This window comes from Providencia sp. PROV189, assembly GCF_028480065.1.
GTDB lineage: Bacteria > Pseudomonadota > Gammaproteobacteria > Enterobacterales > Enterobacteriaceae > Providencia > Providencia stuartii.
Map to the genome: position 1 here is coordinate 14,566 of NZ_JAMPOG010000005.1, position 12,375 is coordinate 26,940.

Below are 12,375 nucleotides of genomic sequence, written 5' to 3' on the forward strand. Positions count from 1 at the left end.
GAGAAGTACGCCGAGTAGTGTGTAGCTATTAGGTAAAGTACGTACCAATTTCAATAAATATTTTAATTAAGATACTGTTTGAAATATCAACAATAAAGGCACCGACCATAGGAACGACAAGGAAAGCTTTATGTGATGGTCCAAATGCTTTTGTGACTGTTTGCATATTCGCAATTGCTGTTGGTGTTGCTCCCATACCAAAGCCACAGTGACCCGCGCTGATCACGACAGCATCATAATCTTTGCCCATCATTTTGAAGGTGACAAAGCAGGCAAATAGCACCATGACAACAGTTTGTACAGCAATGATAATTAATACTGGCCCTGCCATGCTTGCCAATTGACCAAATTTTAATGACATTAACGCCATTGCCAAGAAAAGCGATAAAGCAACGCTACCTAATACATCGACGGTCGGCTCAAACACTTCGTGTTTAAATACATGAGTCAGTGTATTACGGATAATAATACCGACAAATAAACACCAGACAAAAGTAGGCAGTTGCAGAAAAGTATCTTTAAACAATGCACTGATATAGCCACCAACAACAATACAGATAATCAGCATTGAAATGGTTTCAATAACGTTATTTGCATTGATTTTTCTTTTGACGCTTGGTTGCTCAAAAGCTTCAACGATAGTGTCGCGCTCTTGCTCGGTTGTTTTAGGAATAGAGACCTTTTTCAAAAGATGACGGGCAACAGGGCCGCCAACTAAACCACCCAACACTAATCCAAGTGTTGCACAAGCCATCGCTAATTCAACGGCGCCTGTTACACCATATTTATCAGCGAGAATAGGGCCCCATGCTCCGGCATTACCATGACCACCTGTTAGAGTAATTGAACCTGCAATTAAGCCAATAAATGGACTTTCATTCATCATGACAGCCATACTCATGCCGACAGTATTTTGAATGGCGATTAGGATCGTTACTGCAATAGTTAATAGAACTAACGGCTTTCCTCCTTTAATCAGTCGAGAAAAGTCAGAACTTAGCCCGATAGAGGAAAAGAATGTGAGCATTAATAAACTTTGCAATGAAGCATCAAAAGTAAACGAATAACCTGATGTTTTATCAATAATTAACAGAACAATTGCAACAATAAAGCCACCAACGACGGCTTCTGGTATGTGGTTTTTTTGTAGGAACGGGGTAAATTTTACGACAAACATTCCTATGAGTAGCGCGATACATGCGACTAATAATGTATAACTGGCATCTAGGATCATTTTTTTACCTCTATTAGTTTACCAGAATTTTCACTATAACAATTTAACAATAGTGAAAAATGAAGTTACTTTGGTTAACTAATTTTTAACAATGAGTTTTATTAGGGTATCCATAACTTTTAGTTAATAGGGTCATAATTTAAGTGTGATCTTAATCATGAAATATTAAAAAGGTTAAAATAACAACAATGGTATTTAATGATGGGTAAACCTAAATACCATGCGGGATCCGCACTATTTTCGGTGATAGCAAAAAATAAAAAAGTATAAATAATAAACAAAATTATAAGAGAAGGAGAACATGATAAGCGCAGGCCAAGCAATTTAAAGAAGTGTGATATACAACATAAAACAGCAGCATGATCTTTCTATATTTCGTTGCTTATCGAAGTGTTAATTTTCGGGTGGATTACTCTGTTTGTTGATTAATAACGGAGAAAAATATGATTGCTGTAATATTTGAGGTGCAAATACAACCCGACCAACAAACTCGCTATTTGACTTTAGCTGAGGAGTTAAGACCACTATTAAGTCATGTAGCTGGTTTTATTTCAATTGAACGTTTTCAAAGTTTAGCTACAGAAGGAAAAATATTATCGCTATCTTGGTGGGAAAACGAATACGCAGTTCTGCAATGGAAAAATCATGTTTTACATGCGAAAGCTCAACAAGAAGGGCGAGAGTCAATATTTGATTTTTACAAAATTAGTATTGCTCATATTACTCGCGAATATTCATTTAAAAAGGACAAGGATAATGTTTGATGTTCACGTTGTTTTAGACAATCAAATAGGACAATTAGCATTACTAGGAAAAACATTAGGTAATAAAGGTATTGGATTGGAAGGGGGAGGGATATTTACGGTTGGTGATGAATGCCATGCTCATTTTCTTGTTGAACAAGGAAAGGAAGCTAAAATAGCGCTAGAGCAAGCTGGACTGTTAGTACTTGCGATCCGGACACCATTAATTCGTAAGTTAAAACAGGAAAAACCGGGGGAACTTGGCGAAATAGCACGAGTATTGGCGGAGAATAACATTAATATTTTAGTGCAATACAGTGACCATGCTAACCAACTGATATTAATAACGGACAATGATAGTATGGCTGCATCTGTTACGCTCCCTTGGGCAATAAAGTGAACTTGCGATGGCTAATTTAATACGAAAAGAGGTTACCTTTGAGTCCTCAATAGCCGCGATAGGGGCGGCTATGTCTGACATTTCACGAGTTAAAATACTCAGTGCTTTGATGGATGGGCGAGCTTGGACGGCCACTGAGCTAAGTTCTGTGGCGAATATATCAGCTTCAACGGCGAGCAGTCATTTATCTAAATTATTAGATTGCCAGCTAATCACAGTAATAGCTCAAGGCAAGCATCGTTATTTTCGGCTAGCAGGAAAAGATATTGCTGAATTGATGGAAAGTATGATGGGGATCTCCTTAAACCATGGCGTACATGCCAAAGTTTCCACGCCTGTGCATTTACGAAAAGCACGTACTTGCTATGATCATTTAGCTGGTGAAGTTGCCGTTAAGATCTATGATTCCTTTTGTCAACAGCAATGGATCACTGAAAATGGTTCAATGATCACATTAAGTGGTATTCAATATTTTCATGAAATGGGAATTGACATTCCTTCCAAACATTCACGTAAAATCTGTTGTGCGTGTTTAGATTGGAGTGAACGCCGTTTCCATTTAGGTGGGTACGTTGGAGCCGCATTATTTTCGCTTTATGAATCTAAAGGGTGGTTAACTCGACATCTTGGTTACCGTGAAGTTACCATCACGGAAAAAGGTTATGCTGCTTTTAAGACCCACTTTCACATTTAAGTTGTTTTTCTAATCCGCATATGATCAATTCAAGGCCGAATAAGAAGGCTGGCTCTGCACCTTGGTGATCAAATAATTCGATAGCTTGTCGTAATAATGGCGGCATACTATCAGTAGTAGGTGTTTCCCTTTCTTCTTTAGCGACTTGATGCTCTTGATCTTCCAATACGCAACCTAAAGTAAAATGCCCCACAGCGCTGAGTGCATATAATGCATTCTCTAGTGAAAAACCTTGTTGGCATAAAAAGGCTAATTGATTTTCGAGAGTTTCATACTGTTTTTCTGTAGGCCGTGTACCTAAATGTACTTTTGCTCCATCGCGATGACTTAGTAAAGCACATCTAAAACTTTTAGCGTTATTACGTAAAAAATCTTGCCAGCTTTCCCCTTCTAAAGGGCAAAAGTGAGTATGGTGCCTATCTAACATCTCAATGGCTAAGGCATCGAGCAAAGCCCGCTTATTTTTTACGTGCCAATACAATGTAGGCTGCTCCACACCTAGCTTCTGGGCGAGTTTACGAGTTGTTAAACCTTCGATTCCGACCTCATTAAGCAGCTCTAATGCGCTGTTAATCACTTTACTTTTATCTAATCTAGACATCATTAATTCCTAATTTTTGTTGACACTCTATCATCGATAGAGTTATTTTACCACCCCCTATCAGTGATAGAGAAAAGTGAAATGAATAGTTCGACAAAGATCGCATTGGTAATTACGTTACTCGATGCCATGGGGATTGGCCTTATCATGCCAGTCTTGCCAACGTTATTACGTGAATTTATTGCTTCGGAAGATATCGCTAACCACTTTGGCGTATTGCTTGCACTTTATGCGTTAATGCAGGTTATCTTTGCTCCTTGGCTTGGAAAAATGTCTGACCGATTTGGTCGGCGCCCAGTGCTGTTGTTGTCATTAATAGGCGCATCGCTGGATTACTTATTGCTGGCTTTTTCAAGTGCGCTTTGGATGCTGTATTTAGGCCGTTTGCTTTCAGGGATCACTGGAGCTACTGGGGCTGTCGCGGCATCGGTCATTGCCGATACCACCTCAGCTTCTCAACGCGTGAAGTGGTTCGGTTGGTTAGGGGCAAGTTTTGGGCTTGGTTTAATAGCGGGGCCTATTATTGGTGGTTTTGCAGGAGAGATTTCACCGCATAGTCCCTTTTTTATCGCTGCGTTGCTAAATATTGTCACTTTCCTTGTGGTTATGTTTTGGTTCCGTGAAACCAAAAATACACGTGATAATACAGATACCGAAGTAGGGGTTGAGACGCAATCGAATTCGGTATACATCACTTTATTTAAAACGATGCCCATTTTGTTGATTATTTATTTTTCAGCGCAATTGATAGGCCAAATTCCCGCAACGGTGTGGGTGCTATTTACCGAAAATCGTTTTGGATGGAATAGCATGATGGTTGGCTTTTCATTAGCGGGTCTTGGTCTTTTACACTCAGTATTCCAAGCCTTTGTGGCAGGAAGAATAGCCACTAAATGGGGCGAAAAAACGGCAGTACTGCTCGGATTTATTGCAGATAGTAGCGCATTTGCCTTTTTAGCGTTTATATCTGAAGGTTGGTTAGTTTTCCCTGTTTTAATTTTATTGGCTGGTGGTGGGATCGCTTTACCTGCATTACAGGGAGTGATGTCTATCCAAACAAAGAGTCATCAGCAAGGTGCTTTACAGGGATTATTGGTGAGCCTTACCAATGCAACCGGTGTTATTGGCCCATTACTGTTTGCTGTTATTTATAATCATTCACTACCAATTTGGGATGGCTGGATTTGGATTATTGGTTTAGCGTTTTACTGTATTATTATCCTGCTATCGATGACCTTCATGTTAACCCCTCAAGCTCAGGGGAGTAAACAGGAGACAAGTGCTTAGTTATTTCGTCACCAAATGATGTTATTCCGCGAAATATAATGACCCTCTTGATAACCCAAGAGGGCATTTTTTACGATAAAGAAGATTTAGCTTCAAATAAAACCTATCTATTTTATTTATCTTTCAAGCTCAATAAAAAGCCGCGGTAAATAGCAATAAATTGGCCTTTTTTATCGGCAAGCTCTTTTAGGTTTTTCGCATGTATTGCGATATGCATAAACCAGCCATTGAGTAAGTTTTTAAGCACATCATCATCATAAGCTTTAAGTTGGTTCTCTTGGATCAATTTGCTGACAATGGCGTTTACCTTACCAGTAATGTATTCAAGGCTAATTTTTTCAAGTTCATTCCAACCAATGATAGGCATCACTTCTTGGATAGGGATAAGGTTTTTATTATTATCAATAATATAATCAAGATAATGTTCAAATATACTTTCTAAGGCAGACCAACCATTTGTTAAATCAGTTTTTGTTGTGATGTAGGCATCAATCATAATTAATTGCTGCTTATAACAGGCACTGAGTAATTGTTTTTTATTTTTAAAGTGATGATAAAAGGCACCTTTGGTCACCAACGCTTTTCCCGAGATCTCATCTATTGAAACAGCTTGATAGCCTTTTTCAACAAACAATATTCGTGCTGAGTTAACCAGTGATTGATAGGTACTCTTAAAATTTTCTTGTTGATGATTTTTATTTTCCATGATAGATCTAAAATAACATACCGTCAGTATGTTTATGGTATCATGATGATGTGGTCGTGACAATCTTAAGAACATTTAGGTTATTTTATGTATATTGAACAGCATTCTCGCTATCAAAATAAAGCTAATAACATCCAATTAAGATATGATGATAAGCAGTTTCATACAACGGTTATCAAAGATGTTCTATTATGGATTGAACATAATTTAGATCAGTCTTTACTGCTTGATGATGTGGCGAATAAAGCGGGTTATACCAAGTGGTATTTTCAGCGGCTGTTCAAAAAAGTAACAGGGGTCACACTGGCTAGCTATATTCGTGCTCGTCGTTTGACGAAAGCGGCTGTTGAGTTGAGGTTGACGAAAAAAACTATCCTTGAGATCGCATTAAAATATCAATTTGATTCCCAACAATCTTTTACACGTCGATTTAAGTACATTTTTAAGGTTACACCAAGTTATTATCGGCGTAATAAATTATGGGAATTGGAGGCAATGCAGCCACCTATCAATTTCGATATTGATTATTTAGCAATTCCTCAAATTGTTGAGTGTGAACAGTATACTTTGCATATTAAAGAGTATCAGTATCTATCTTCATTAGATGAGGTTGGATTATTGCATGAAAATATTAGGGGAAGTTTTTGGGATGATTTTTTTAAGGCGACAAATTTAAAAATAAAAGAATGCTATGTGTTGATCAATTATCAGAAAACAGAGAAAAGATCACACATGGTGCAAGTGAAATACCAGATTGGCTTAAAAGCAATAGATCCAATTGTTGATCACAACCAGTTTAAAGAAATTTATTTACCTAGTGGAAAGTACGCAAAGTTTTCATTTAAAGGCTCTTTGGCTGAATACCGTGATTTCAGCTTAAATCTTTATCTTTATTCTTTGCCTTCTCTAGGGTTACTTCGTCGTGAAGGGGTGGATATTGAAAAATATATTAATAATAAAGAAAATGTAGAATTACCAATAAAAGAAATTGAAATAGAATATTTTGTGCCAATTTACTAACACTGAAAACTAGTTTGTTCAAGCTTTGTTTAAATATGAAAAGGTATTTTATTCAAAATACGATTATTTTAAAATGAGATAATATGTCAAAAAAATCAATTAATCCTTCATCTGTTTTTAATTCATTGCAGTATGGATTTAGTCAAGCTATTGAAACTACAGGTACTCGGCAGCTTTTTCTCTCTGGGCAAGTTGGTGTTGATGCGAATCAACAAACCGTGGCTGGTGGTATTTATGAGCAAACCATTCAAGCAATTAAAAATATCGAGTATGTCCTTAAAGAAGCCCACGGAACGCTGAATGATGTTGTTATGCTGCGGATTTATATTAAGCAAGGTTGTGATAGTGATGAAGAGCAAAATGCGATATCTCAGGCACTAAAAGAAAAGTTTACCTCGGCGCCACCAGCATCATCTTGGGTGATCGTTACGGGGTTATCATTGCCAGAGTGGCTGATTGAAATTGAAGCCCATGCAGTGCTTAATTAAATGAGATTAACCGATAATATTAATTATCGGTTTTCGCCAACTCAATAAAATCTAGGTGAAATACAGACTGTTATTGATGATTAAATAATGATGATTTTTGTTCAATAGCGCGACGCTTATCTCAAAAATAAAAATACATACTAAAGTTAAATTACCTATCCAGATTGATTTTAAAATTCAATTTTATCAACAAAGCCAGTTGTTAATGTGTAACACCAGCTAAGTGGAAATGGATAACGCTAGTTAGTAGATTATTTCCACGAGAAAATGGAAATAATGTGGCTGCACAGTCATAGATGATTTTTCTATTCTACCAATGTAGTGGTTAAGTTTAATACTCATATTCGGTCATATACCAAGATATGAGCGTGTATTGTTATTTAACTAGGAAAATTTATCATGGCAAATAAGTTATCTATCTGGGCGGCGTCATTTATGTTTGCGAGTACTTCTTTGGTTGCCGCTCCTCAATTTGCGTGGGTTGGAACTTATAGCCCTAATGGTGAAGGAATATATCGTTTTGATATCGATAATCAAACGGGGCAATTAAGCCGTAAAGTTTTAGCCGCTCCACTTACAAATGCTGCACAATTGGTTTTATCAAAAAATGGTAAAGTGCTGTATGCAGGGAGTGAAACAGAAAAGGGAACGGTTCATGCATGGCAGGTTAAGGATAATGGGGAGTTACAGGCGATAAATAATGTTTCATCTGGAGGGGATGGCCCTGTTTATTTATCGATAACCCCAGATGGGCGCTACTTATTGGTTGCGAATTACCATAGTGGTGCTGTGTCGGTGCTTCCTATTCGAGATGATGGCGGTCTATTACCTGCAAGTGAAGTTATTCAACATGATGGCCCTGCTGGGGCCGCCTATCCTGAAGCGGCAGTTGAGGGGAGCTTTGCTATCAGTGATCATAACGGGCCTCATGCTCACATGATAGCAACCGACCCTTCAGGGGAATATGTGTTTACCACAGATCTCGGTCTTGACCGCATCTATCAATATCGCTTTGATGGAAAGAATGGAAAATTAATTGCAAATGATCCCCCATACATTATGGCATCATCAAAAGGTGCTGGCCCTCGCCATTTTGTTTTTTCTAAATTAGGAGACAGAGTTTGGTTGGTTAATGAAGAAGCATCAACATTAACTGAATATCAATTTGATAAACAAAAAGGTACTTTAAAAGAGAAGGCGACAGTTTCGACGTTACCTGAAAGTTATAAAGGCACAAATTTTATTTCGGGTATTGTAGAGAGCCAAGATGGTAAACATCTCTATGTTGGAAATCGTTTACACAATAGTGTTGCACATTTTAGTATTAATGAAGAGGGTTCACTCAGCAAAGTATCGCAAACATGGACACGAGGGGATTACCCAAGAACATTAACATTGTCTCCAGACGGTCAATATTTATATGTTATGAACCAACGTAGTGACAATATTACCCGTTTTAAGGTTGAACCGAATACAGGGGAATTGGTGTTTGTTGATGACTATGTACCGATTGGCGCCCCTTCACAAATGGTCGTCAGTGAGACAAAATAACTTACAGGTTTTATTGGTGGTGCTAATAAGTGCGATCAATGCGAGTTGAGAAAAGGAAATTGCAATGTCCGGTGAAAAATTAGGGAATGAACGTATTCGAAGTGCAACAGGGAATAATAAGCGTCTGTCACGGCTCGAAATCAATGAAATTAAGCGTGCGGTTGAAATTGAAAATTCAATCAGTAAGCGTCAAGGTAAACAGCCTAAACAACCTCAAATTGTGCGTTTTCACTGTGGCTGTAATTGCTTTTCAATTAAGGTTGATTAATGGGAAAGCACCCAACAGTTGTTGGGTGCTTATATGATCAGTGTTTGACCAGCGTAGAAAAATAGTAGACGAGTGGTACAGCTAATACCCATAAGCTGATAGGGATCTCTCTCCATTTCCCTGCAACAGCTTTAATCAGAATATAGAACAGTAGGCCACCTGCAATACCCGTACCGAAACTATTGGCGATCAATGTGATCATCACCATCATTAAAACAGGTAAACCATCCGTAAAGTTTGCAAGGTCAACTTTACGTAGTCCACTGAACATATTTAGTCCAATCAAAATTAATGCAGGCGCGGTGGCTTGCGCTGGGATCATTAAAGCAATTGGTGTAAACAGTAGCATTAATAGGAACATAAAGGCCGCTGCAAGAGCCGTAAGTCCCGTTTTACCGCCGGCTTCCGCAGCCGCTGAAGACTCAATTAAAGCGGTTGCCGCAGGAATGCCTACCCATGGGCCGAGTGCGGCTGCAATTGAGTCAACGATAAATGGGCGGTTAATGTTCGGCATATTGCCTTCTTTATCAAGTAACCCCGCTTCACCACCGACAGCCAGTGTCGTACCCATCGTCGAGAAAAATTCAGCGGCAAAAAATACAAATAAAAAGGGTAAGAAGGCGATGTTTAAGGCGCCAATTAAGTCAACCTCTCCGAATACAGGGCCTACTGAATGAGGAATACCAATAAAGCTATCGGGTAATTTTGTGACCCCAAAAGGAATACCTATAACGGTGGCAAATAAAATTGCCCATAAAATAGCTCCGGGTATACGTCGTGCTTGCAAGGCGATGGCGACAAAGAAACCAGCCAAAGCCACTAATGCCCCCGGTGATAAAAAATCACCTAACATCAAGGCGTTGGTTTTAGGGTTAGCAAGTACTAAACCTGCATTTCGAAAACCGAGAACGGCAACAAATAAACCGATAGAGGCGGTTAGCCCAAGTTTGATCGATTGAGGAACCGAACGAGTGACAACTTCGCGTAAACCAAATTTAGTGAGCAGGAAGAATAAAATGCCTGACCAACAAGCTATGCCCAAACCAATTTGCCAGTTAATCCCTTCGCTACCTGCAAGTGTGATACCTACCAGTACAGAGCCGCCAATACCTGGTCCAACGACGAAAGGAAGGTTGGCATAGAAAGCCATTAGCAGACTCGCCAGCACAAAAACAATGATCGTGCCTGTTGTTGCGGCACCTTTATCCATTCCCCCTGCGGCGAGCAGCCCGGGGATCACAACTAACAAATAAGCGGCAGCAAGAAAACCTGTTACCCCTGCTAAGAACTCTGTTCTGACGGTGCTCCCTCGAGCGCGCAATGCAAAACGTTTTTCTAGCCAACTCCCTGATGTTGGCGCATTAATCATATTGTCAGCCATAAATTGGCTCTCCTATCATTATTATTAATTATTGTGATTGTGCGAGTGTTTACTGGTTTGAATCACGGGATCAACAATTTGTCGCGTTGTACCGTCAGTCAACCCTAGGTCAGTCAAATGAGGGCCTGCATTACAGGCAAGACAGGTGCCTTCAATAGCTTTAAAAACACGATAAGGCGGCTCCCAATCGGCTATTTCACTGCTAAGCTCTCGTAATTGACGAAACTGTTCTGCAAGCTGTTTTGCAGGCAGATCGGATAGCATGCCTGCAATTGGCATCGCAACGTGAGCGAGGACTTTACCGTTTTGAACTAAAGCCATGCCACCGCCACTTTCGATAAGCAAATTAGCCGCGTGTGCCATATCTTCTGCATCACGGCCTAGTACAACTAAATTGTGAGAATCATGTGAGTAGCTGGTTGCGATAGCACCGCGTAATTCACCCCAGCCTTCTAATAGTGCAATTTGTGGCTTGGCATCATGGCGTCCATGGCGATGTTGTACGCGGATCAAGCTAAAGCCATTCGGTATTTGAACTTTGCCATCGGTAATTTGCACATCAATTTCACCCCATTGTGTGAAGCGAGCTCCTCGAATATGGCGTAATCGAGCACTGCCATTAATAATATTATCAATTTGCAATGTGCAATCAGCGGCTGTGATAGGTGACAGACACATGGTATCTCTAGGTGGTAAAACGGTTTGATCTGTGGCTAGTGATTTAAATAGTTTTCCATCTTCGGAAATTTGCTGACCTGCAACATACACGCGGTGTGCTTGTAATTTTTTGAGTGAATCAAAGACCACCAAATCAGCGCGACGCCCTGCGGCAATTAACCCCAGATCGTGACGTTGTAAGCGAATGGCTGCATTTAAGGTTGCAAAACGGAGTACATCTGTCGCTTGCATACCATGCTCAATTAATAGATTCAGTAGGGCAATGATCCCCCCTTTTTCGATTAAAATATCAGGTGGAACATCATCGGTGCATACGGTGATTTGTGATGAGAGATGAGGTAGCTTTTGCAACTCAGCGACGATGTCTGGCAATAGATAAGGGGGAGAGCCACGAATTTCGAGTGTTAAACCAGCTCGCAATTTCTCTAAAGCATCTTCTGCTGAGGTAAGCTCATGATCAGATGTCACGCCAGCAGCGAGGTAGGCTTGTAAATCGGCTCCTTTTAACCCTCTAGCATGGCCTTCAATGAGTTTCCCCGACGTAAGCCCCGCGTTTAAAATCTCCTCCATTCGTTCACTACCATGAAGAACGCCGAACATATCCATCACTTCTGCAACACCATGGACCTCTGGCCAACTTAACATGGTTGACATTTCTTTTCCGGCAAAGTCGGCTCCTGACATTTCAAGGCCTGGTGTTGAGGGAACAGAGGAGGGGGCAGCTACCATGACATGCAGCGGTAAATTGCGGCTTGCTTCAATCGCATAACGGACACCTTCCAAGCCTAATACATTAGCCAATTCATGGGGATCCCAAAATACCGCGGTGGTTCCTTGTGTTAGCACTATTTCGGCGTAACGTACGGGAGGAAGATGGGAGCTTTCTAAGTGAACATGTGTGTCAATCAGCCCTGGTGAAATAAAATACCCGTTAAGGTCATGGATTTCCTTGGCATCACTTCGGCTTCCTGTTGGGTGGACACTCGCAATGAGTGAATCGACGATACCAATATCGGCGGCACGGATCTCGCCAGTGACCATGTCGACAATATTGGCTTGTGTGAGAAGCAGGTCAAAAGGGATTTCACCTTTTGCCGCTTGCACTGCTCTGCGTCTGCTGTAGTTGGTTTCGCTCATAAAATACCATCAATAAATGATCCTTTGCTGCTACTTTATGAGTTACGCAAACGTTTGCCAAGATGATAAAACTTATCAGATCATAAGAAAGGGTTATAATGGTGAATAAGAGCATTAAGGCTAGGTTAGGCTTTGTATGGTTAATTAGAGGGTTATAACAACGCCTTATCATAAAATAGAGTGTGAA

Annotated in this window: 13 protein-coding genes; 8 read left to right on the forward strand and 5 right to left on the reverse strand. The window is 40.0% G+C overall.

Going from position 1 to position 12,375, the window contains the following annotated elements:
- Positions 1–28: 28 nt before the first annotated feature.
- Positions 29–1,234 carry a sodium/glutamate symporter gene (gltS, locus tag PR833_RS04150; RefSeq protein WP_000599533.1) on the reverse strand — a complete coding sequence of 402 codons (1,206 nt, stop codon included), beginning with the start codon at positions 1,232–1,234 and terminating at the stop codon, positions 29–31.
- 443 nt (positions 1,235–1,677) lie between these two features.
- On the opposite strand from gltS, the gene PR833_RS04155 reads away from it, so the two are divergent.
- From PR833_RS04155 to PR833_RS04165, 3 genes are read left to right on the forward strand one after another with little or no spacing between them, the layout of a single operon-like run.
- Entirely contained in the window at positions 1,678–1,998 is a 321-nt protein-coding gene (locus PR833_RS04155) for an antibiotic biosynthesis monooxygenase family protein (protein WP_040132382.1), read from the forward strand.
- Entirely contained in the window at positions 1,991–2,377 is a 387-nt protein-coding gene (locus PR833_RS04160; protein WP_000460651.1) for a hypothetical protein, read from the forward strand. Before PR833_RS04155 ends, PR833_RS04160 begins: the two co-directional genes overlap by 8 nt.
- A 7-nt stretch (positions 2,378–2,384) precedes the next feature.
- The gene (locus PR833_RS04165) at positions 2,385–3,071 is read left to right on the forward strand and encodes an ArsR/SmtB family transcription factor (RefSeq protein ID WP_272525902.1); all 687 of its coding nucleotides are present in this window, start codon (positions 2,385–2,387) and stop codon (positions 3,069–3,071) included.
- Here PR833_RS04165 and tetR(B) read toward each other — a convergent pair.
- On the reverse strand, positions 3,049–3,672 hold the full coding sequence (tetR(B), locus tag PR833_RS04170) for a tetracycline resistance transcriptional repressor TetR(B) (RefSeq protein ID WP_000088605.1): 624 nt from the start codon (positions 3,670–3,672) through the stop codon (positions 3,049–3,051). The genes PR833_RS04165 and tetR(B) overlap by 23 nt on opposite strands.
- Positions 3,673–3,753: 81 nt before the next feature.
- Here tetR(B) and tet(B) point away from each other — a divergent pair, with 81 nt between their 5' ends.
- Complete coding sequence (gene tet(B) / locus PR833_RS04175; protein ID WP_001089072.1) at positions 3,754–4,959, forward strand: tetracycline efflux MFS transporter Tet(B); 1,206 nt, start codon at positions 3,754–3,756, stop codon at positions 4,957–4,959.
- Between the two features lie 112 nt (positions 4,960–5,071).
- Here the strand turns inward: tet(B) and tetC are convergent, their stop codons facing one another.
- A complete protein-coding gene (gene tetC / locus PR833_RS04180) occupies positions 5,072–5,665 on the reverse strand; it encodes a tetracyline resistance-associated transcriptional repressor TetC (protein WP_000428546.1) in 594 nt (197 codons plus the stop codon).
- An 87-nt stretch (positions 5,666–5,752) separates the two neighbouring features.
- Between tetC and PR833_RS04185 the strand changes: the two genes are divergently transcribed.
- The 4 genes from PR833_RS04185 to PR833_RS04200 all read left to right on the forward strand — a co-directional run bounded on the left by PR833_RS04185 (position 5,753) and on the right by PR833_RS04200 (position 8,992).
- Positions 5,753–6,685 (forward strand): helix-turn-helix domain-containing protein, encoded by a 933-nt coding sequence (locus PR833_RS04185; RefSeq protein ID WP_004922753.1) that lies wholly within the window; start codon positions 5,753–5,755, stop codon positions 6,683–6,685.
- An 83-nt stretch (positions 6,686–6,768) separates the two neighbouring features.
- The gene (locus PR833_RS04190) at positions 6,769–7,173 is read left to right on the forward strand and encodes a RidA family protein (RefSeq protein WP_004922750.1); all 405 of its coding nucleotides are present in this window, start codon (positions 6,769–6,771) and stop codon (positions 7,171–7,173) included.
- Positions 7,174–7,572: 399 nt separating this feature from the next.
- The gene (locus PR833_RS04195) at positions 7,573–8,724 is read left to right on the forward strand and encodes a lactonase family protein (RefSeq protein ID WP_404935976.1); all 1,152 of its coding nucleotides are present in this window, start codon (positions 7,573–7,575) and stop codon (positions 8,722–8,724) included.
- Between the two features lie 64 nt (positions 8,725–8,788).
- Positions 8,789–8,992, forward strand: a complete 204-nt coding sequence (locus PR833_RS04200; protein ID WP_014656609.1) for a hypothetical protein — start codon at positions 8,789–8,791, stop codon at positions 8,990–8,992.
- A gap of 37 nt (positions 8,993–9,029) precedes the next feature.
- Here the strand turns inward: PR833_RS04200 and PR833_RS04205 are convergent, their stop codons facing one another.
- Positions 9,030–10,373, reverse strand: coding sequence for an NCS2 family permease (locus PR833_RS04205; RefSeq protein ID WP_036941381.1), 1,344 nt, complete (start codon positions 10,371–10,373; stop codon positions 9,030–9,032).
- 24 nt (positions 10,374–10,397) lie between these two features.
- Positions 10,398–12,188: an adenine deaminase gene (locus PR833_RS04210; RefSeq protein ID WP_272525903.1), complete on the reverse strand. Its 1,791-nt coding sequence runs from the start codon at positions 12,186–12,188 to the stop codon at positions 10,398–10,400.
- Positions 12,189–12,375: the final 187 nt, after the last annotated feature.